At 44.0% G+C, this 20,276-nt stretch carries 22 protein-coding genes and 1 pseudogene; 6 read left to right on the top strand and 17 right to left on the bottom strand.

What is annotated here, in order from left to right; translation table 11 throughout:
• Positions 1–13 precede the first annotated feature (13 nt).
• The 11 genes from ABXS75_06240 to ABXS75_06190 form a co-directional block, all read right to left on the bottom strand.
• Positions 14–205 (bottom strand): hypothetical protein, encoded by a 192-nt coding sequence (locus ABXS75_06240; GenBank protein XCP86393.1) that lies wholly within the window; start codon positions 203–205, stop codon positions 14–16.
• A gap of 327 nt (positions 206–532) precedes the next feature.
• Positions 533–1,519, bottom strand: coding sequence for a phosphate acetyltransferase (pta, locus tag ABXS75_06235; GenBank protein XCP87098.1), 987 nt, complete (start codon positions 1,517–1,519; stop codon positions 533–535).
• A 242-nt stretch (positions 1,520–1,761) separates the two neighbouring features.
• Complete coding sequence (locus ABXS75_06230) at positions 1,762–2,853, bottom strand: aldo/keto reductase (GenBank protein ID XCP86392.1); 1,092 nt, start codon at positions 2,851–2,853, stop codon at positions 1,762–1,764.
• A gap of 34 nt (positions 2,854–2,887) precedes the next feature.
• A complete protein-coding gene (locus ABXS75_06225) occupies positions 2,888–3,409 on the bottom strand; it encodes a flavodoxin family protein (GenBank protein ID XCP86391.1) in 522 nt (173 codons plus the stop codon).
• Between the two features lie 91 nt (positions 3,410–3,500).
• Positions 3,501–4,019, bottom strand: a complete 519-nt coding sequence (locus tag ABXS75_06220; GenBank protein XCP86390.1) for a cyclophilin-like fold protein — start codon at positions 4,017–4,019, stop codon at positions 3,501–3,503.
• A 52-nt stretch (positions 4,020–4,071) separates the two neighbouring features.
• Entirely contained in the window at positions 4,072–4,938 is an 867-nt protein-coding gene (locus ABXS75_06215) for a DUF3737 family protein (protein XCP86389.1), read from the bottom strand.
• A gap of 20 nt (positions 4,939–4,958) precedes the next feature.
• Entirely contained in the window at positions 4,959–5,228 is a 270-nt protein-coding gene (locus tag ABXS75_06210; protein XCP86388.1) for a hypothetical protein, read from the bottom strand.
• Positions 5,229–5,230: 2 nt separating this feature from the next.
• Complete coding sequence (locus ABXS75_06205) at positions 5,231–5,797, bottom strand: cyclophilin-like fold protein (GenBank protein ID XCP86387.1); 567 nt, start codon at positions 5,795–5,797, stop codon at positions 5,231–5,233.
• A 121-nt stretch (positions 5,798–5,918) separates the two neighbouring features.
• Positions 5,919–8,261, bottom strand: a complete 2,343-nt coding sequence (locus ABXS75_06200; GenBank protein XCP86386.1) for an ABC transporter permease — start codon at positions 8,259–8,261, stop codon at positions 5,919–5,921.
• A 12-nt stretch (positions 8,262–8,273) separates the two neighbouring features.
• Positions 8,274–9,035, bottom strand: a complete 762-nt coding sequence (locus ABXS75_06195; GenBank protein ID XCP86385.1) for an ABC transporter ATP-binding protein — start codon at positions 9,033–9,035, stop codon at positions 8,274–8,276.
• A 100-nt stretch (positions 9,036–9,135) separates the two neighbouring features.
• Positions 9,136–10,233, bottom strand: a complete 1,098-nt coding sequence (locus tag ABXS75_06190) for a C45 family peptidase (protein XCP86384.1) — start codon at positions 10,231–10,233, stop codon at positions 9,136–9,138.
• 148 nt (positions 10,234–10,381) lie between these two features.
• Here ABXS75_06190 and ABXS75_06185 point away from each other — a divergent pair, with 148 nt between their 5' ends.
• Positions 10,382–11,263: a LysR family transcriptional regulator gene (locus ABXS75_06185; GenBank protein ID XCP86383.1), complete on the top strand. Its 882-nt coding sequence runs from the start codon at positions 10,382–10,384 to the stop codon at positions 11,261–11,263.
• Between the two features lie 8 nt (positions 11,264–11,271).
• On the opposite strand, the gene ABXS75_06180 is transcribed toward ABXS75_06185, so the two are convergent.
• The 4 genes from ABXS75_06180 to ABXS75_06165 form a co-directional block, all read right to left on the bottom strand.
• On the bottom strand, positions 11,272–11,436 hold the full coding sequence (locus ABXS75_06180) for a PDDEXK nuclease domain-containing protein (protein XCP87097.1): 165 nt from the start codon (positions 11,434–11,436) through the stop codon (positions 11,272–11,274).
• 9 nt (positions 11,437–11,445) lie between these two features.
• The gene (locus ABXS75_06175) at positions 11,446–11,874 is read right to left on the bottom strand and encodes a hypothetical protein (protein XCP86382.1); all 429 of its coding nucleotides are present in this window, start codon (positions 11,872–11,874) and stop codon (positions 11,446–11,448) included.
• A gap of 214 nt (positions 11,875–12,088) precedes the next feature.
• Entirely contained in the window at positions 12,089–12,958 is an 870-nt protein-coding gene (locus tag ABXS75_06170; protein ID XCP86381.1) for a carbon-nitrogen hydrolase family protein, read from the bottom strand.
• 94 nt (positions 12,959–13,052) lie between these two features.
• Positions 13,053–13,634, bottom strand: a complete 582-nt coding sequence (locus tag ABXS75_06165) for an isoprenylcysteine carboxylmethyltransferase family protein (GenBank protein XCP86380.1) — start codon at positions 13,632–13,634, stop codon at positions 13,053–13,055.
• Between the two features lie 299 nt (positions 13,635–13,933).
• Here ABXS75_06165 and ABXS75_06160 point away from each other — a divergent pair, with 299 nt between their 5' ends.
• The 3 genes from ABXS75_06160 to ABXS75_06150 all read left to right on the top strand — a co-directional run bounded on the left by ABXS75_06160 (position 13,934) and on the right by ABXS75_06150 (position 15,571).
• Positions 13,934–14,311: a TnpV protein gene (locus ABXS75_06160; GenBank protein XCP87096.1), complete on the top strand. Its 378-nt coding sequence runs from the start codon at positions 13,934–13,936 to the stop codon at positions 14,309–14,311.
• A 203-nt stretch (positions 14,312–14,514) separates the two neighbouring features.
• Positions 14,515–15,393 (top strand): helix-turn-helix domain-containing protein, encoded by an 879-nt coding sequence (locus ABXS75_06155; GenBank protein XCP86379.1) that lies wholly within the window; start codon positions 14,515–14,517, stop codon positions 15,391–15,393.
• Between the two features lie 4 nt (positions 15,394–15,397).
• Positions 15,398–15,571 carry a cysteine-rich KTR domain-containing protein gene (locus tag ABXS75_06150; protein ID XCP87095.1) on the top strand — a complete coding sequence of 58 codons (174 nt, stop codon included), beginning with the start codon at positions 15,398–15,400 and terminating at the stop codon, positions 15,569–15,571.
• A gap of 464 nt (positions 15,572–16,035) precedes the next feature.
• Here the strand turns inward: ABXS75_06150 and ABXS75_06145 are convergent, their stop codons facing one another.
• Positions 16,036–16,557 (bottom strand): GNAT family N-acetyltransferase, encoded by a 522-nt coding sequence (locus ABXS75_06145; protein ID XCP86378.1) that lies wholly within the window; start codon positions 16,555–16,557, stop codon positions 16,036–16,038.
• Positions 16,558–16,841: 284 nt separating this feature from the next.
• Here ABXS75_06145 and ABXS75_06140 point away from each other — a divergent pair, with 284 nt between their 5' ends.
• Both ABXS75_06140 and ABXS75_06135 read left to right on the top strand, forming a co-directional pair.
• A complete protein-coding gene (locus ABXS75_06140; protein ID XCP86377.1) occupies positions 16,842–17,690 on the top strand; it encodes a site-specific integrase in 849 nt (282 codons plus the stop codon).
• Positions 17,687–18,862 (top strand): IS91 family transposase, encoded by a 1,176-nt coding sequence (locus ABXS75_06135; protein ID XCP86376.1) that lies wholly within the window; start codon positions 17,687–17,689, stop codon positions 18,860–18,862. Before ABXS75_06140 ends, ABXS75_06135 begins: the two co-directional genes overlap by 4 nt.
• A 536-nt stretch (positions 18,863–19,398) precedes the next feature.
• Here the strand turns inward: ABXS75_06135 and ABXS75_06130 are convergent.
• Positions 19,399–20,272 (bottom strand): annotated as a pseudogene (locus ABXS75_06130) (ABC transporter ATP-binding protein).
• Positions 20,273–20,276: the final 4 nt, after the last annotated feature.

Below are 20,276 nucleotides of genomic sequence, written 5' to 3'. Positions count from 1 at the left end.
ATTATATCTTTTCTTATTCCTCTGCGTCGCCTTCCTTGCAGCAGCCATACTGGTTCCCTTTGATCACCACTTTCTTCCTCGGGAACAACAGACGTCCAAGAATCACCCCCAGCAAAATGCAATCCACCCCAAATAAAATCTTCTCCGCAAGCGTCCAGTCGCGGTCTGCAAAATCCATTATAATCTCTTTCACTTCTCTACACATTATCAATTCCTCCATTATACAGGCGGAATTCCCGCCACAATCACACTGCCTGCTACCATTATCAAAATTTCCGTACACTCATACTATCATAAGTCTCCCATCATTTCAAGGCAAATACCCAACCGCAAATTCCCGTCTTAAAAAAACAGCCTCCGCGCGTCACCTTTGTATGCAGAACCGTAAAAAACGCCGGTTCTTAGATGGCAGCTGCCGCCCATCAAGGCGGCAGTCTGGCATCTTAGCACCGCTGCGTTTTTTTCCGAGCGAGAGCGAGTTCTGCGTACAAAGGTGACGCACGGAGGCGTCCCTTTTTAAACAATCCCCTCTTTAGTCAGCCAAAGCAGCCGTAATAATCGCCATAGAATATACCTCTTCTGCGTTACAGCCACGAGACAAATCATTGATCGGTGCGTTCAGTCCCAGAAGGATCGGGCCGTAAGCATCAAAGTTACCAAGTCTCTGCGCAATCTTATATCCGATATTACCCGCATTGATATCCGGGAAAATAAAGGTGTTTGCCTGTCCTGCTACCTTGCTGCCCGGGCATTTGGTTCTTGCCACACGCGGAGATACAGCAGCGTCAAACTGTAACTCACCCTCGATCGGAAGCTCCGGATACAATGCCTTTGCCTTCTCGGCAGCACCACGCATCTTATCAACGCTTGCACCTTTACCTGATCCCAGTGTAGAATAGCTCAGGAACGCAACCTTCGGGTCAACACCAAACTTTTTACCACACTCAGCCGTCTCATATGCGATCTCGACCAGTTCGTCCTCGGAAGGATCAATATTAATCGCACAGTCTCCCATAGCCAATACTTCATTCTGACCGGTAGCAGACGGACGTACTAAGATGAAGCAGGAAGACACCACTTTGAATCCCGGTTTGGTCTTGATTACCTGCAGCGCCGGACGCACGGTATCTGCTGTCGAATAGGTAGCGCCTCCCAAAAGTGCATCTGCCATTCCCATCTTCACAAGCATTGTTCCAAAATAGTTTGGCTGCTGACAAATCTTTCTCGCCTCTTCCGGAGTAACACCTTTACTCTTACGAAGCTCACAGAATAATTCCACCATCTCTTCCATTCTGTCAAAATTATTCGGATCGATGATCTGGCCACCGCGGATATTATATCCGTACTCCTCAGCCGCCTCTAAAACTTCCTGCTCGTTTCCTACCAGAACCGGGGTCAGGAAATTACTTGCCAGAAGACGAGAAGCCGCCTCCAGAATTCTCGGCTCAGCCCCCTCTGTAAATACGATTGTCTTCGGGTTCTCTTTGAGCTGCTTGATCATCATACCAAAGCCCTGCATGTTTCTGTCCATTTTTCTTTCCTCCTGAAATGCTATATATTTTCACATCTTCGGCACTTCCGGAACTTTAGTTCCGGGTGCCATACTTTTCTGCCTATCAATACTTTACCACGTTTTTTTCAGATTTCAATTTAATTAAATTTTTAACGAGGATTGTACGCGAAAAGAAGCAATTTTGCCCATTTTTGATATATAAATGGCCTTCCAAAAGGAACCCAAACCCTCTTATAATCTATCAATATCTACTTTTGAAAATATTGACTGATTTCTTCCATTCTTCTTTCCTGTTTTACGTGGAAAGGACAGCGTGATTCGCAATGCCCACATTTCACACAGGCATCAGCATGAACCGGCAATTTATAATAATGCCCCTTCGCCATTTCATCTCCCGCCAGTGCTAGGTCATAGTATTTATTGATCAGCCCTACATCTAAGCCCATAGGACAGGGCTGACAGTGATTGCAGTACACGCACACTCCATAAGCATTCTGCGGCGTAAATTCCCCAATAACCGAATAATCCTTTTCCTCCGGCGCAGCGCTCACATATTTTAATACAGTCTGCAAATCCTCCATATTACGAACGCCGGGCAGAACCGTCATAACAGCAGGGCGATCAAGTGCATATTGGAAACACTGAATATGTGTCAGCGCCTTTTTGAACAATGAAGTCTTTGCATCCAGCAGCTGGCCTCCGGCAAACGGCTTCATCACAGAAATGCCGACTCCCATCTTTTCGCAGTCCCTGTAAAGGGATGCCCGGTCCGAAACCTCGCCTATCCCATATTCACCCTTTTGGTAGTCATAGGCGGGATTTATGCTGAACATAAACAGATCAACAAGACCGGTATCCAAAATACGGCGTGCGGTCTCCGGATTGTGGGAAGAAAACCCGAGATGCCTGATCGCTCCCTCCTTTTTCAGTTCCTTCATATACTCCCACAAGCCGCCATGCATCACTTCGTCCAAATCCTCTGTATCGTCTACGCAGTGAATGAACCCGATATCCGTATAATCCGTATTAAGTAGTTTCAGTTCCCATTCAAACTGTTCCTTAATTTTATCCAATTCTCTCGTCCAGCCATATTTCCCACTATTATAAACCGCACCAAAGTGCATCTGCGTAATAACCTTTTCCCTGCGTCCGGCAAATGCTTTTGCATAAGCAAAAAAAGGCGCCTGCTCGGAAGGAGCCATATCAAAGTAATTGACTCCGTTTTCAATAGCGGCATTAATTACCTCTGTCATTTCCTGCTCTGTACCGGTAATACTACCGCTGCCAAGACCTATTACGCTGATTTTTTCACCGCCGTGCGGCAAAATTCGATATTCCATAATGCTTCTCCTTATCCATGAATTATTTAAGTTTCTATTGCAGGCTTCGTCCGAATTCTCTCAGTTCTTTCATCTTTTCTTCAGATTTGTTCTGCTTACCGAACGCTGAATAAATCCCCATATCCTCTAGCTTCAAATAATTCAAAAAGGAGTTTTGATATTCATAAATAGCGCCGCAATATACATGATCACTGCCGGAGCTGAGTATCAGGGCCGCTTTCTTCAGATTCTTCGGCTTATCCAGCGCATAGATACGATTAATCGCGCACTGTAACTGCCCTGTGAAGCTATGATAATAAATAGGAGATGCCAGCACGATCATCTCCGCTTCTTCCAGAATCGGATAAATCTCCTGCATATCGTCCTGCTGGACACACTTGCCATTTCCCTTTGTATGGCAATATTCGCAGGCAAGGCAGCCTGCAATTTTTTTCCTGCATACATCCACTACCGTAATAGTGTGACCGTTCTCTCTGGCTCCTTCTGCAAAAGCTTTGACCATCGCCGCCGTATTTCCTTCTGCACGGGGGCTTCCATTCAATACTAAAATGTTCATTTTCACTCTCTCCTTCACCTGTTTCTATTCTTTTTGAGTTCCGTCATAGCAAACCCTTTTCAAATTTCACTTTTAACTTTTCACGTAACTCTTACTGTTTTTCCATCGACAGCGTCACCGTAACATCGCCGGTTCCGAGTGCCGCTTTCAATTCTTCCGCATCTACATTGTCAATTTTTCCAATCGGCGTCAGGCTCCATGAATTGGTATCATAATAAATCACAAACGTCCTGCCCTGATACAGAATGATATCACCGGCCTGCGTGTTCATCTGTTCATTGTTCTGCGGCAGTGTAACGCCCAAATCCGCGCCTTTTTCCATATTGGCATAATCGCTCATATTGAGCGTCAGTGGTCCGTCTGCCATCAGCTCCTTCAACGCATCTACGGAAGAATTCTCCGCAAGCGTTGCCGTAAAAATAGTATCTCCAACCTGAATTTTCATCTTCATCTCTGTCACCACCTCCTCTGCTTCCACATCAGACTGCACAGGTTCATTTTCACTGACTTTTTGTTTTTTATCGGAATCTGGCTCCTCCCGGCTGTTCCCACAGGCTGTTATTGTAAACAGCAGCGCAAAAACCAGAGCCATACAAATCATTTTTTTCATAAACAGTCTCCTAAATTGCTTTTCCCGGCTCACAGTCCTGATCCGATGCCGGTTACCCGTTAATCGTATCGCCTGCGTCAGCACCACTGCCAACCAAAACCTGCCCTTTCGCATCCGGATCATCCATTATCAGTTCTCCCAGCTCCGGCACCTGAATCTGGCCGGAACGCGGATTCTTGATGCTGTCAACCTTTGTGGTGATACGCGCTTCCACCTCGGATTTCTCAAATGCAAGGTCAGTATCAATCATTTCGCAGTCAATCAGCTTGAGATTTTTGCAATAGCATAAAGGCTGTGTTCCGATAATCTTACAATTCACCAGCGTCAAACCATCGGAATACCATGCCAGGTATTCGCCTTTCACCACACTATCCTTCACCGTTATGTTTTCACCATGCCAGAACGCATCCTTCGTATCAAATACACAGTTTTCAAAGGTCGCATTCTTTATGTACTGGAAGGAATATTTTCCCTTAAAAGTTACACCTCTGAATGTCAGATTCTCCGAGCGCATCATAAAATATTCACTGACTGCAGTCGTATCTTCCATGCGGATTCCCCTCACTGACCAGCCGAATTCCGGTGAAATAATATCGCAGTTTTGAATCAGGACATCACTGCATTCCCGCAGCGCCTTGATTCCATGCAGCTTGCTGCCTGTAATCTCTACATGATCCGAATACCACAGGGCTGCCCTGCACATTTCCGTCATCTCGGAATCGGTAATCTTAAGGCCGTGGTCATGCCAGAAGGGATAACGAAGATTAAAAAAGCAATGATCTGTCTCAATATTCCTCCCTTCTTTAAATGCGCTCTCGCCGTCTGCCGGTCCGTCAAAGGAGCAATTTCTCACCAGTACGCCATCACTTCCGTAAAGCGCCCGTTCCATATCAAATGTTTGATTTTCAATCACTTTCATGCTATCTTCCTCCATATCCTTTATTCGCTTTTACTTTCACAGCGTCTGATCTGATAAACCAGATAGTCCAGGCAGTCTATATGTTTTTCTTCTTCATGCACCTTGTGCAACAAGCCTTTTCTGTGTTCTTCCAGCCTTTTCAGCAGTTCATTCTTCTTTCCCTGTTCCATACAGGCAATGCAGCATTCAATGATGTCCTTGGCACACCCGGCATCTTTCAGGTTCTGAATAACTGCTTCCTTAGAACCATACTCTATCAGTCGTTCCAGCTTAATTCCCTTGTCTTCCATTTTCACTCACCATCACTAATCTGAACGATTTTATTACCCCAGCCTTCCAGTACCGGATTATCCTGCACCGCCTTCAAAAACTCATCCGTATAATCAAAATATCCGACAGGAGTATACTCAGCAGAAACCTCTGCATCCTGATAAAACAGGATAACCCGGTTCGGTTCTGAATAATAAACCGTGCCGGCCTTTTCCTCAGTAATCTGCTCCGGGGCAGATGGAATCTCATATCGACTCGGGATATCGTAATACTGCATAACTTCCCAATTCTCATAATCATCGTAATGGTAGATTGGGAGCCGCCAGTCACTGGTCCCCACATGCCTTGCAATAGCCGCTGCCGTATCATTATCGTAAAGATGCATGGTAAAAGGTTCTCCCTCATCGCCAAACCGTACCACCAGTTCCGTTACTGCCGCTGCATTGTCACTCTGTGCATCACTTTCGGGATTCTCCGCCGCACTTTCTGTAGTATTGGGCGAATCTTTCCCAGCAGAATTCCCGCACCCTGTCAGCATGACTCCAAACACAAGAGCCAGACTCAACGCACTAAAAATATGTTTTTTCATTACAAATTACTCCTTATATTTTCTTTGAAAATGCTCTTCATTTCTTCTAACTTTATTGTAATCCCCATCGCTCACAATAGCAAATACTTATATCAAATATGTTTGCATAGGAATTTTCTATTCATTTTGAGAGCAGGAATGCCAGCCTGCCTGTTTTTATCTTTCCGGCAACGCCCCATGCAAACACGGTAAAAGCCGTGATGACCACCAGGGCCGGAAACAGGACATTTCCTATGCTCGGATGCGAGGAAAAATTACTGATCCCAAAGCTCCGAAGAAGTGCCGCAACCAACGGGTCTGTAAAAAATGCACTGCATGCCATTCCAATCAAAGCCCCCAGAAGAGAGACTATTCCAAACCGAATTGCAAAAGATATCCGAAGCTGCATAGCAGTAAATCCAAAGGAACGGTAAACACCCATATCTTTCTGCTCCATCACCAGCAGCTTACTTCCGGTCAATGCGGTAATTACGAAAATCAGGATTATCACTGTTCCATACATGAAATACATTAAAAGCTCCATTGCCGAGAGAATCCCATAAAGGCCCGGCCAGGAATTTTCATGGAGATAGACATCCCCGCCGTAAGCCGCATCCAGTGCTTCCATAACCTGCGGCTGCACATCTATATCCTCAATGAAATAATGTATACACCACATATTAGCAGTTTCCTGCCCAATCCTTTGGTATCCCTCACGGCTCAACCCTACATTCGCTCCCATATCATTGGCACATTGATAGATGCCGGAAACCCGGTACTTGGCATTTCCTCGCCCTGCACTGACCGAAACCATATCTCCGACTCCCACATTCAGGTCGGCAGCTACAAACTCTGTCAGCACAATTTCATCCGCTTCCATGCAGGACTGCCCCTGCAACATATGGAATCGCTCCGGCTGCGTGATCACATTGGCCGTATAATCGGTTCCCTCCACGGAAACGCTGGGCATCGCAAGCATATACCGGTCAGTGATGTTGGTATATTCTTCTATCGTCCGTTCCACCTCCTCACTGGTAGCTTCTCCCATTGGTTGTGCCGCAATATGCAAATCTGCCGGATTGAATGCGTCCATTAACCCCTTTCCGTCCGAGCCAAGCCACGAATCCATACGCCCGATCAGGGAAGCAAAAAACACCAGAAGTATCGCAACAAAGCATGCTCCCAAATATCGCCTTTTTCCGGAAACCACCTGCCGAAGTGCAAGCCAGAAGCTTAAATGTCTCTGATGGATGGGGGAACGTCCGCTCTTTCCCATACCACTACTCCCATCTGCACCCCGGATGGCTTTCATCGGTGTGATTTTTTCAAGCTGCGCTGTTCTCAGCCAGACAAACCCAGCCAGAACGCCAAATACCAGGAGCAGCGTAGGAAAACATACGGCAAACGGTATCCCTGCCGGGACCAGCAGCCCTGTTGTGGTCATCGTCATTCGGCTGACTGCCAAAGAAACAGGAATGGCACCCAAAACGCCTGACATGATTCCAAGAAAAACAGGAATCAAATATAACTGCATCTGTATCTTCTGCAATTTCTTCGTTGTAAACCCGATGGTCTTCAGAATTCCGATATCTTCCATGTCCTGTTCCAAAGAACTGCTGATGCTGTGCCCCATCACAATCATGGCTACAACGATCAGTATCAGGACAAATGCCAGCAAAAGCCCGGTAAATACATTTTGCAGGGTCATCATAAAACCAAAGATTGCACTGTCTGAATGAGTAAACTCTGCATACTGCAAAAGCGCAGTATCACGATTCAGAACTGCATTAAGCTGTGCCGCGCTCTCCGATCCACTTTGAAAGATGTGTACCATATAGCCATCACGGGCAAGGGCATCTATCCCTGACTTACGAATCATCCCTGTAATTCTTTCATAATCCTCGCTACAGATCAGAAAAGACTTCATGCCGATCATGGAACTTCCTATAAACGGATCTTCAAACCAGTCCTTTACCGTAAATGTCACTTTTCCTCCATTACGGGAAACCAGAAAACTGATTTCATCTCCAATTTCCACTCCAAACATGGAATGAAGGGAAGGGGAAACACAGATTTCTCCCGGGTGAATCACCGCCTCCGCTCCATACCCTTTCAGGTCATTCGAGAAAATTTTGTAAGCATATCGTTCCGGCTCATAGGTTATAAGCTGCCCTTCACTGTCGGATTCCTGCCCGTTTACTTCATATTCTGAAAAAATAATGGGCTGTATGCCTGTTTTCTCCACACCGGAAACCTCATCTATTTCCTCCGTCAGCATTTCAATATCGGAAATACCGGATACCCAGGCCGTAATCGTTCCAAAGCCGAGCCGTTCCATCTCGTCTTTTACATACTGTCCGGAATTTTTCCAGATGGTCATAACAGAGACAAGAGATACGGATACGAGAAAGATCAGGACAAAGATTCCTGCCAGGCTTCCTTTATGCCGCCTGCTGTCTGCCAGCCAAAGTGTTTTTATCTCCATTCCATCACCGCCTTACCATGCCAACGCACTCAGCCATTCGCTCAGTTTCTTTTCCCGGTTCTTTGCATCTGTATCCTGAAAAACCGGAAATCGCATTTCATCCAGAATTTTTCCGTCCTCCAGATAAAGAATCCTGGTGCCCCGGATCGCCGCATGGATATCATGCGTCACCATCAGAATGCTCTGGCCGCTTTCGTTTAGGGTTGTCAGGAGGTTCAGCACCTCCTTGGTATTCCGCTTGTTTAAGGCCCCGGTTGGCTCATCAGCAAACAAAAGCCCGGGATTGTTAATGACCGCTCTTGCAATAGCGGCTCTCTGCGCTTCCCCACCGGAAACCTCCGAAGGAAGTCTGTCCCTTGCCGATGTCACATTCATTTTTTCCAGCAGTTTTTCAGCCTTTTCCCTTACTGCCTTTGCCGTCTTTTGGGAATCCAGATAACCTGCCACCGCTACATTTTCAAAAAGACTCAAATTGCTGACAAGGTGAGTCTGCTGGAACACAAAGCCAAATTCATGGGAGCGCAGCTTTGCCATCTGCCGTTCCCTGTACCCGCTGATTTCCTCTCCCCGGTACAGCACTTTCCCATCAGTAATACTATCCATACCGCTTAACGCATACAACAGTGTAGATTTTCCTGCACCGGAGGAGCCCATAATGACCGTGAAATCGCCTTCATATATATCAACATCAATACTCTTTAACACCTGTTCTTTCTCATTCCTGCCGGGGAATTCCTTCTTTACTCCTCTGGCAGAAAGTAAAATTTCTTTCATAACGTCACCTCACATTCCGACGGAATCAAAGATTTTTCCCTGCATAGGAATCCTAAATCCGTCAACACTTTTACATAATTCAAAGGAGTTCCTCTTTCCGTTACTCAATCGAAAAGGTGTATCCCCGGGTATAATTTTCACGATGATAGTAGTCAGCCTTTCCTTCGTCTAAATGGAACACAATACTCCACTCCGTAGACTCAAACTCGCCGAAGTTGTCCTTACTCACCCGATCCAGCGCATCTCTGACTTCCGTTTCATCCATAATCGCATTTTCTTTCAGTCGATCCATCAGAGTCTCGTACCGTTCATGGGACTGCTCCGTACCGATTCCGTGCTTTTCACCTTCGGCCAGATAAAAATTGGTAACCACCGGCGTTTCTGTTACCGTCATCTCATTGTCGATATATTCCACTGCCACACTGTTGCCGGAAGCATCCGCAATTGCGAAATGAACCATCATGCCCATAGATGCATGCATATCATACTGTCCAAGCAGCTCCAGTGCTTCCTCCACCGTTCCTGCCTTATCAAGCAGAAGACGAATCGCCGTTGTTGTCGTAATATCCGGTTTTTCTGTGTTCTGGTCAATAGTGGACGAGTCCTGTATCATATTCACAGACACCGCAAGCCCCTTTTCGTTCATGCCGTCTAACGGTGCATACAAAGCAGCTATCGCCCTTACTTCATCCGCATTTAGCGCCGAGCCTGCTATACTCCCCGCTCCCTGACGTATAAAATCCATATTGACTGTGGAAATAGAAGCGTAAGCATTTTCAGGATAAGACAGAACTACCATTGCATCACAGGAATTCCAGTCAAAATTTCGTCCGAATAGAAATTCTCCATCAGCATTTTGTACTGTAATCGTACTGCAGCCAAAAATTTCACCTTCAAATCCTAAATTCAAATTACCCCATATTTTCTCTGTCAAGAACTCCATTACTTCTCCATCGGTAGACGCTCCACCGCCGGAAAGAAACTCCTCAAACACGTAATCGCCTTCATACCGGACGGTCGAAAGCCCCTCTTCCAATTCTGTAATTTTTTCTGTAGGAGTAATATCAGTCAAAGCTCTGTCCATTTCTGCTTCCACGCCTTCTGTACTTGGTTTTTGGTGGACAGACTGCGTTCCGTTACAGCTTGCCAATGCAAGAACAAGGAGCAAAGAGAATACCAAAAGCAATCTTTTTCCCATCGCGAAACCTCCTTTTATATTCTGATTAAAGTATAGTAAAAGAAAATTAATATAGCAAATACTTATGCCTAATCCATTTCAATAGTTGAAACCTATTCAAGCATGTGTTATTCTATACTAAACAGATTAGAAAAGGAGGAATACCCCTATGGAATTGCGCGTACTCCAATATTTTCTTGCGGTGGCAAGAGAACAAAGCATTGTAAGGGCAGCCAAGTCCCTGCACTTGTCCCAACCCACACTTTCCACACAACTTAAAGCGATGGAGGAAGAATTAGGAAAACAGCTCCTGATTCGTGGATCAAAGGGTTCCAGAAAAGTCACGCTCACAGACGAGGGGATGATCCTTAAAAAACGTGCAGAAGAAATCCTGAATCTGGTGCGAAAAACAGAAAGAGAAATCTCCCTCTCTGACCAGGTCCTTGTGGGAGATGTCTATATTGGTACAGGAGAAACAGATGCGGTCCGTTTTATCGCCAGAGCAGCAAAAGAACTTTACAAAACTCACCCCGGCATCCATTATCATATTGCCAGCGGAAATGCCGAATTTGTATTGGATCAATTAGACAAAGGACTGATTGATTTCGGAATTGTGTTTGGTTCTGTAGACCATGAGAGATACAATTCGATACCTTTACCCTACAAAGATACCTGGGGCGTACTGATGCGGAAAGACTCTCCCCTGGCAGAAAAAGAGGCTATTTGCCCTGAGGACCTATGGGATAAGCCTTTGATTATTTCAAGACAATATTTCGTCGAATCCTGGATAAAACGGGATTTATCCGAATTGAAGATCGTTGCGACCTACAACCTGCTTTTTAATGCTTCTCTGATGGTGGAGGAAGGCCTGGGCTATGCGTTCGGATTTGACAAAATCATCAATACTTCCGGCAACAGCAGGCTCTGCTTCCGTCCTCTTTCTCCAAAAATGGAAGAAGGTATGAGTATCGTATGGAAAAAATATCAGGTATTCTCTAAAGCTTCGGAAAAATTTATAGAAAAAATGAAGGATTTTCCTATTCAGAGCTAGATAAAATTTTAGAATATAAATTTAAAAACAATCGTGATATGCTGCTGCCTCGCAACAAAGGCGTACCCTTTCCCAAGCTCCATAAGGAATTTCTGCAAATTGGAAAGGATACTCTTCTCAAGGTCGCTTTCGGTAAAATCAGTATTGGAAGAAAGTCCTAAGAACTCTGTAATAACCGGATTTTAGCGATCCTCTCTCCAAAATCTAATATCTTTATAGCAGAATTTTTTCTCAAACTTCTTAAAAATAGGAGCCAAACGCCCATCTTCAGATTTTTGATATCGAAAAGATATACCATGACAAATGTTTGGATATTGTTTGTCTATAACAATTTCCACATCGTTGTAAGATGCGATAATCGTCCACTCACCATAAAGATGCTCGAATGCTTTTGATTGCATTAGATTTTCATAACCATCAATATGTCCGGTATAATAATCTGTGTCACCAATATCATGGGATTCCTGCATATGTATTTTCCCAAATTGAATTCCATTTTTATATAAAAATTGTAAAATTTCTTTTTCGTTATTTTTACTTAAGCCATGATAATGCCTGGTCATTCTATCTTTATATGTGATAATAGTTAAAGCTGACTGGTTTTCTTCCATTTCTACTTCTCCTTCTAAAATAAATTCTCTCGTCGCCTAAAATTGCGATTTTTCTATTTCTCATATCCACATTATAGCTATTTTATTTGGATTCTTCAATGATATTTTTATTTGGATACCTTTCCTTGCCCCCTTCTATATTCTGATTAAAGTATAGTAAAAGAAAATTAATATAGCAAATACTTATGCCTAATTCATTTCAATAAATAGGAAGCTATCGATTTACTTCATAGGATATAATCCCTGCTTTTGTATCGGGTTCAAGAATCAAATGCTTAAACAGCCAATTGCCCGGTAATATGTCCTCCCCGTGGAAACGAATATCCTTTACTCGTCGTTTGGGGCAAATAACGACTTCCGAAGCAACAACCTCTGGTGTACCCATATGAATCGCAATTGCGTCTGGCGCGTAAATTTTACTCATACCATTCATCTTGAAACCGTGTCTTTTCATCATCGCTCCCATTTTCCCTGGCATATATTCCAGACTTCCTTTGCTATTCACATATACGACTGGAACCCCAAAAGCATCAACATACATCAAACATCGGGTATCATTTTCCCTATGCTCTTTTTCGGGCTTCTTCGGATCAGCAGGCGCTCCATGAGGAAACAAAATCAGTGACAGCTTTTCGTTTTTCACTTCATCGTAAAAATGTCTGCGTCTGGAGTCAAAGCAGATACCAACACCGACTTTTCCGAACGGTGTAGCGATTACGCTGCCGAAACTGCCTCGCTTAAAAACGGCAGATTCGCCTTCTGATTTGGAAACAACTCCGCAAACGCCCTCCGTGCCGACAATCATATAGCGGTTGAAGTAGTCACCAGCCTCTTTGTCTAAATATCCTGTGCCAATGTATGTGTTGTATTTTTGAGCCATCGCAACAGACCATGCAGATGTATTCACACCACAATCATCAGCATATTGCCATATATCCTGACTTGCCATATAGCTGCATAATGCCAGTTCAGGAAGTACAACAAGGTCTGGTTTTGGAAGTCGTTTAATAAGAGCCTCAATATACTCTTTTCTTTGTTCAATACCTTTTATATCGTTGTTTAATTCTAATGCAAATATTCTCATGGTTTTAACCTCACGAATTTTCCATTTCCCATAAGTTCATCGGCCCTGCGTCTGGCTCTTTGATGATTTTTGATTCTTCCCGTCAAACGGAATGTTATCGTTTTCTGCCAATATAACGGCAAACCTTTTCCCTGTATTGTAGATACTCGTCCCCAAATGTTGTTATTAAAAAATCCTCTTCTACATTTACTATTTGCAAATGTAGAAGCACAACAGCCAACAAGGTAACAATTAGCAAACTCGTATTATAAAACATTGCGAGTATCCCAATATAGATTAAATCAAATCCAAGGAACGCAGGATTTCGACTAAAAGCATATATTCCAGATGTAACAAGCTCCGTATTTTCATCTTTGGGAACACCTGCTCGCCAATTATCATGCATTGTAAACACTGATACCGCAAAAATAATAACACCCCATACTCCCAATGTTATGCCTACAACTCTCAGCCATATAAAATCAAGATATGTATTTGTAAAAATACTGATTACTTCAACTAATGGAACAAGATATGTTACATCTTTCAATGCAACTTCTACAAATTTTACAAAACCCTGTTTTCCCTTGCCTAATAGATTTGTTTGTATCCCTTTTTTTCGCTGATTAAACAGCTTTATAAAATAAATTCCGTAAAATGCAACCATAACGGATATTGCAATTATTTGATATACCATTTCATACCCTCCGTAAGTTTCCACCAGACAAATTTGAATTTGAAAACCACGATTTCATAAGTGGTTACTGCCCCTCATAGGGCTTTAATAAAATCCTCCAAAACGCCCCCAAACAAAGAGGATTTATCGCAATGTGTCCGCCTTATCCCTTTATACGATTTCACTTGCGTTTATGCTTCCCTCGCCACCTCATAAGGGCAAAAATAAGGGAAGGAAAAACTGATAACAAGCTATAACAGCAAGTGGCAATCGGGAAACTGTGACATATGTGCAAATATATTATACTGGAGGATTTCAAGATGGACAAGTACATTTATGACGAAAGCAACGGGCTTTGGTACGAACTGCAAGGCGACTACTATCAGCCATGTCTTACCCTACCACCCGAAGAAGAAAAGCCTATCGGGATACGGGGACAGCGGCACAAACGCTACCTGAAAGAGCATAGAAAAGCGACCTACACAACGCTGCTGACCAGTGGCAAGCTCAACACTTATCTTGCCGACATCAACGAACAGGCGCAGGAACGCTTTGAGCGGCTCATAGAACAAATGAAACAGGCACCGGGTATCACGGAACAGCTAAAGGCTGACGATGCTTTAGAATGGGTTGGTCGGCTCAATAACATACAGGCATGTGCGAGGGAGATTGTGGAAAAGGAAATCATATACGCATAGAGAAACAAAGAGGCAGAGTGTAAAAGCTCTGTCACTTTGCTCTTTCGGGTGGTGATTTCAGTATATCGAAATACCGCTTCTGCTTTTTATAATTCAATTTTTGAAGCTGTTTTGGCACAATGTTAATTCCCGTTGCTTGCCCCGACAGACGGTCATCGGCTATAATTGTTCCAGATAGCAAGCCAAGAAAGGATGGTATCAATATGATAAATGAAAATATTAAAAAATACCGCAAGAAAAAAGGAGTAAGCCAAGAAGAAATAGCGGTGAAGCTCAATGTTGTTAGACAGACTGTTTCAAAATGGGAGAATGGTTTATCTGTTCCTGATGCAGATGTTTTAATTCACATAGCAGAGCTTCTCGAAGTATCCGTGAGTCAACTACTCGGTACGGAGGAAGACATCAATACCAATACAGATTTGTCCAAAGAACTGGCAAGACTGAATGAGCAGCTTGCCCAAAAAAAGGAAAGGGAAAAGCTGTTATTGCAGGCAAACAAGAAAAGAGGCGTGATTTTACTGCTTTCATTTTTGGCTATGCTGACCGCCTTAATAGCCAAAAATGAGATTATATCTATCCTTTTGGTCAGTCTTTGCTTATTTGTTGCTGTCATCGTCTTATATCGCAACCTTGCTCTATTGACGAGTGTCACAACCAACGATATGAAAATCGGTGTTCTGCGGATTACGACCCTTTTTGATATAGGAGTTCTGATTATCGGAATACTCGTGTCCATTTTAACCGCTTTTGATGTGATTACATTCACAGAAAACGGAGAAAAAATGTTTGCCATGCTTTTTGTTTCCTGCGTAATTTTGTTCGCTGGTATCATTTCTCCGAAGCTTCCATTCAGCAGACATACAGGACTTCGTTTACCGTGGACAGTGCAGGACGAAGAAACATGGAACATTGCTCATAAAATAATAGGATATATCTCTCTGCCAATTGTTCTTTTATATTTGGCTTGTGCATGGACAATTCAAAACTTTGAGGCTGTAACGCTATGTGTTATGTTGATTTGGATTGTGGTGCCGGGTGTAATCTCGTTTTTGTTCTTTCGCAAAAAGGTAAATGGAAGGTAAGTTGATAATGAAAAAGGAATGGATACTATGCCCCGTTTGCGGTAACAAAACCCATGACAGGCTGCGAGAAGATACTGTATTGATAAACTATCCGCTCTACTGTCCGAAATGCAAGCAGGAAACGCTGATAGAAGCGGAAAACTTGAAAATAACCGTTATAAAGAAACAAGAAAGTTAATCTCTATATGTACGCCGCCGTGTATGGGTAAGACCATAGCGGCGGTTTTTCTTCGCCTATCGGCTGTCTCTGTCAAAGGATTTCCTACGTGGTTTCTGCTGTCTGCCTTGCTCCTGCAACTGTCTGAGCATGTTTCGGCGGCTCTGCTGACGGAACAGCGCCGTATCAAAAGCGGCAGAGATTTCCTGCAAGCACCCCCGGTAGCTCCCCGCAGGGGCGAAATACCCTGAGTACAAATCGTCAGATTTGTGCGAGGGGTGTATTTCGCTCTCAAACGCCGAGGGCTTATTACTCGCTGAAAAAGAAGTTTTATATTCAAATAAATATATTTCCCTTGTTTCGGCTCGTAAGGGCAAAAACAAGGGAAAATACATAAGTTTGAAACCCGAATCAGGCGAAACGCCTTGAAAATACAGCGTTTTTAGAGGGGCTCATAGATAAAACTGAAGTTGTCAAAGAACCTTTTATAATACTCTTCTCATGACAACGGCTATATATGTTCCGTTATCAGTTTCTATCCCAACAGGTTCAAATCCGTTTTTTCTCCAAAATGCTTCACTTTGAGGATTTCCTTTTGCAAACCCAAGTCTGATATAGTGACCGCCAACGCTTTTAAAATAGCGGGCACACTCGCTAACAATACCAGACCCTATCCCACGGCCCTGTTCACTCTTCTCCATCATAAACAGTCCGATAAAAACGGTATGCGTGTCAGGATAATTCGTTATCAGATCCATGACTGCAATCAGCTTGTCATCTTGAAAGAATCCCACATAGTATTTATCGTCAGGCGTCATCCCAGGTGGAAGTGCTCTCATGTCCGCAAGAATACTCTCCCTTGTAACAAAAGGCGGACAATATCGAAAAAACAGTGGATTGCCCAGGGAAAGGGTATAGATACGCTCTAAATCATCCACAGACAATCTTCGCACAGTATATTTTGAGGACAATGCCTCTATGTCGATCCGTATTTTCTGTTTATCCAACTATTTCACCCCCATAAATCCCGATTGAACAAAATCGCTGCGCGATGGCCTGCCAAGGCTGGGGCGCAGTTTTTCTTTAACAACAAATAAAAAGCAGTGGAAAAATCTCCCGTAATACGGTATTGTTCAGTTACCACACAAAACAATCAAACACGGAGACTCCCACTGCCTATGAATACAATAGCACTTTTTGGTGTCTTCCGCAATCGGAATTATGATGCCAATGCACCTCCTTGATAGGTAGCTGCCACTATTAACAACTACTTATTCATGGAGGTTTTATAATGTACGAAGATATTTTTAATTCCATCCGCCAAGCTGCGGAAAAACGCAACCTTAGAGAACGGACCATTCAACTGTATTGCAGTGATGTCAGCTATTTCCTGCGCTGCACCAATAAGCCTGTTACTGACCTCACACTCGAGGATGCAGATGCCTTTCTTACCATGAAACGTCTGGAAGGCAGATCGCCGGAAACACATAATCATTATCGTTCAGCAATCAAGTTCTTCTACAAAAGAGTATTGAAGATACGCTGGGACGATGATGAAATTCCTGCAATGAAGCGGGAACGTAATCTTCCAACAGTCCTTACCCATCAGGAGATAAATGCCATCATTGATGCAACAACGAACCTGAAGCATAAAGCCATCATTGCGACCATGTATTCCTCTGGATTGCGCGTATCCGAGGTGATCCATCTCCACTATGATGATATTTCCCGTACCAACTTGACCATTCATGTCCGTGAGACAAAGGGAAGGATCGACCGGTATACGATCCTTTCCCGGAGAAATCTGGATCTTCTCACAGAGTACTGGTATCAGTGCGGCCGTCCGAAAGGCATTCTTTTCCCAAGCTCATGGACCGGTGGATACCTTGAGCCGAACAGTATCAACCAGTTCTTTAAAGAAAGTGCCAGACGCGCCGGTATTACCCGCCGTGTTTCTTCCCATGCGTGCCGCCATAGTTTTGCAAGCCACCTGTTTGAAAGTGGAACGGATATCAAATATATCCAGTCCCTTCTTGGTCATGTTGATCCCCGCTCTACGGATATATACCTTCATGTAAGCAACAAAACTCTTCTTGGTATCCGCAGCCCTTTTGATGCTCCGGAAGGCGGTGAATCATGAGCGAAAACTGCACGATACAGGATGTGTTTAACCGCTTTTATTCTGACTATGAGAAAACTCATGAACTGTCTGCGGCACAGCGAAAAGCAGCTTATCACATCATGAATTGCAAAACCGGTGCATTTGGTGTTAATGTAAGTGTTTGCGAGGACTGCGGCTGTATCTCCGTCCATTATAATTCCTGCAGGGACAGGTGTTGTCCCATGTGTCAGGAGTTTCCGAAGGAAAAGTGGGTAGATGCCCGCAGGGAGGATATACTGGACGCCCCATACTTTCATGTGGTTTTCACTGTGCCTGAGGAATTAAATCCTGTCATTTACAGCAACCAGAAGTCACTCTATAATGCCTTGTATCATGCAGCTTCAGATACTTTAAGCGAACTTGCCAGAGATAAAAAATACCTTGGGGCAGACATCGGTTATATCTGTATTCTCCACACTTGGGGAAGTGCGATGAATTTCCATCCCCATATCCACACCATCGTGTTAGGCGGAGGGCTGGATGCCAAGAACCACTGGAAAGATAACGGTGAGGATTTTTTTCTCCCTGTCAAAGTCATTTCCAGGGTTTTTCGGGGCAAGTATCTTGCCGGGCTAAAACAGCTATGGACGGATGGAAAGCTGGAGTTCCATGGAACAGCGGAACCTTACAAAAATCATTATGCCTTCATGGAACTTTTGGACACCTGCTATGCCAAAGAATGGATTCCTTATTGCAAGAAGCCATTCCGTGGTGCGGAGTCTGTTATCAAATATCTTGGCAAATATACTCACAGGATTGCCATAAGCAACTACCGAATAAAGGGTATGACGGATTCCACGGTTACGTTTACTGTTAAGGATTACAAAAATCAAGGCCAGTGGAAGGAACTTACACTTCCTGGGGAAGAATTCATCCGGAGATTTCTGATGCATGTTCCTCCAAAACGTTTTGTGCGGATTCGGCATTACGGCCTGCTTTCTTCTCGGAATAAAAACAAGAAGATTATACTATGCCGCAATCTGCTTGGCTGTAAGAAATACATTTCCAGACTTAAAGATCTTGATGCGCCCGCTATTATCAAACTGCTCTATAACAAGGATGTCTGCAAATACTCATCCTGCGGTGGAAACATCATTCCTCTGCCGTCTGGCAGGTATTACACAAGGCCTGAGCCACACCTATTATGTTAAACACCTGCAACTGAATATTTTCAAAAAAGCTTCCTATGGAGGCTTATTCGTGGTGCTCTGGAAATGATTTTAAAGGGATTTTTCTCCATCTGCACAGGCATGCGATATACTGTTTTGCAAAGAGCGTCAGAATTGAAAGCCCATATATAGCGGCCGCCCGGATGCGCTTTGTTCAACCAGGAAAAATCGAAATTGATGCAAACGAAAGGGCAGTTATCAAAGAGTTCAAGGCTGCTTTTTCGTTTGCACCATCTTCGATTCTTTCCTTAACGATTTTTCTATTTCTCATATCCACATTATAGCTATTCCATTTTGATTCTTCAATGATATTTTTATTTGGATACCATTCCTTGCCTCCCTTTCTTTCCCCCTATGCCCAAACTCCCACAGGGGAAAAGGTAAGTTTGAAAACTCACGTTTGTCTGAAAAAAATCCGGAAAAAATCCACAAATCAAAGGATTTCTTCCAGATTTTTCTACATATGGAGCGAAGGAATCGCCCAATCATCTAACTTTATGATTTTGCAACGCCTTCGCTTAGGTATACATGGTAACATAAATATACGCGTCCTCCAGCGTTGCCTCACAAGGCACACATTCCAGATCCGGCTTTCTGTCACAGAGCATTTTAAGCTTGCAGCCCTTCATCAACAAACTGTTTTGATGAAACGTGATATTTCCGTTCCAGCTCTCTCGCCTGCTCCTCACTCGAAACCCAACATCTCCATACATGGCCTTTTGCCTCATTAAGGAGCCCTCTCATACTTCCGGAATACAAAAATCTCCCCTTTTTCATCACAGCCAGAAGGTTGCAGGTCGCGGCCAGATCCTCTACCACATGCGTCGAGAACAGCACGGTACGATTCTCCGAAAAATCCACCAGCAGATTGCGGATACGAATCCGCTCCTCCGGGTCAAGCCCGGTCGTGGGTTCGTCCACGATCAGAAACTCCGGCCCATTTAAAAGAGCCTGCACAAGCCCTACTCTTCTTTTCATACCGCCTGAAAGCTGCCGCATCTTCTTTTTTCGATGTTCCATAAGGCTCGTTTTTTCCAGATAATAGTCAATCCGTTTCCTGCAGGTCTCCTTCGGAACTCCCGCCAAATCTCCCATATATTCCAGACATTCCTGCACGGTCAGACCCGGATACAGATCGATTTCCTGTGGGAGATACCCGATTTTTCTCTGTATCTCCTCATAATTTCCTTCCCGATACCTAAGTCCGTCCAGAAGGATCGTCCCCCCGGAAGGAGCAAGAACCGTCGTCAGCACCCGCATAAGCGTGGTCTTGCCGGCTCCATTTTCGCCAAGCAGCCCAAAGATTCCCTTTGGGATTTCCAAATCCGCATGGTCGATTGCAGTCACTCCATTTTTAAACGTCACAGTCAGGTCACTTATTTTTATGCTCATATAT

It is taken from the genome of Roseburia hominis (assembly GCA_040702975.1).
GTDB lineage: Bacteria > Bacillota > Clostridia > Lachnospirales > Lachnospiraceae > Allocoprococcus > Allocoprococcus hominis_A.
The sequence above is the reverse complement of the archived record's forward strand: the minus strand, read 5'-3'. Positions and strand labels throughout refer to the sequence as shown.

Coding starts and splice junctions, on each gene's coding strand:
- ABXS75_06240 (XCP86393.1), bottom strand. CDS start 205: ATGTGTAGAGAAGTGAAAGAGATTATAATGGATTTTGCAGACCGCGAC.
- pta (XCP87098.1), bottom strand. CDS start 1,519: ATGCAGGGCTTTGGTATGATGATCAAGCAGCTCAAAGAGAACCCGAAG.
- ABXS75_06230 (XCP86392.1), bottom strand. CDS start 2,853: ATGGAATATCGAATTTTGCCGCACGGCGGTGAAAAAATCAGCGTAATA.
- ABXS75_06225 (XCP86391.1), bottom strand. CDS start 3,409: ATGAACATTTTAGTATTGAATGGAAGCCCCCGTGCAGAAGGAAATACG.
- ABXS75_06220 (XCP86390.1), bottom strand. CDS start 4,019: ATGAAAAAAATGATTTGTATGGCTCTGGTTTTTGCGCTGCTGTTTACA.
- ABXS75_06215 (XCP86389.1), bottom strand. CDS start 4,938: ATGAAAGTGATTGAAAATCAAACATTTGATATGGAACGGGCGCTTTAC.
- ABXS75_06210 (XCP86388.1), bottom strand. CDS start 5,228: ATGGAAGACAAGGGAATTAAGCTGGAACGACTGATAGAGTATGGTTCT.
- ABXS75_06205 (XCP86387.1), bottom strand. CDS start 5,797: ATGAAAAAACATATTTTTAGTGCGTTGAGTCTGGCTCTTGTGTTTGGA.
- ABXS75_06200 (XCP86386.1), bottom strand. CDS start 8,261: ATGGAGATAAAAACACTTTGGCTGGCAGACAGCAGGCGGCATAAAGGA.
- ABXS75_06195 (XCP86385.1), bottom strand. CDS start 9,035: ATGAAAGAAATTTTACTTTCTGCCAGAGGAGTAAAGAAGGAATTCCCC.
- ABXS75_06190 (XCP86384.1), bottom strand. CDS start 10,233: ATGGGAAAAAGATTGCTTTTGGTATTCTCTTTGCTCCTTGTTCTTGCA.
- ABXS75_06185 (XCP86383.1), top strand. CDS start 10,382: ATGGAATTGCGCGTACTCCAATATTTTCTTGCGGTGGCAAGAGAACAA.
- ABXS75_06175 (XCP86382.1), bottom strand. CDS start 11,874: ATGGAAGAAAACCAGTCAGCTTTAACTATTATCACATATAAAGATAGA.
- ABXS75_06170 (XCP86381.1), bottom strand. CDS start 12,958: ATGAGAATATTTGCATTAGAATTAAACAACGATATAAAAGGTATTGAA.
- ABXS75_06165 (XCP86380.1), bottom strand. CDS start 13,634: ATGGTATATCAAATAATTGCAATATCCGTTATGGTTGCATTTTACGGA.
- ABXS75_06160 (XCP87096.1), top strand. CDS start 13,934: ATGGACAAGTACATTTATGACGAAAGCAACGGGCTTTGGTACGAACTG.
- ABXS75_06155 (XCP86379.1), top strand. CDS start 14,515: ATGATAAATGAAAATATTAAAAAATACCGCAAGAAAAAAGGAGTAAGC.
- ABXS75_06140 (XCP86377.1), top strand. CDS start 16,842: ATGTACGAAGATATTTTTAATTCCATCCGCCAAGCTGCGGAAAAACGC.
- ABXS75_06135 (XCP86376.1), top strand. CDS start 17,687: ATGAGCGAAAACTGCACGATACAGGATGTGTTTAACCGCTTTTATTCT.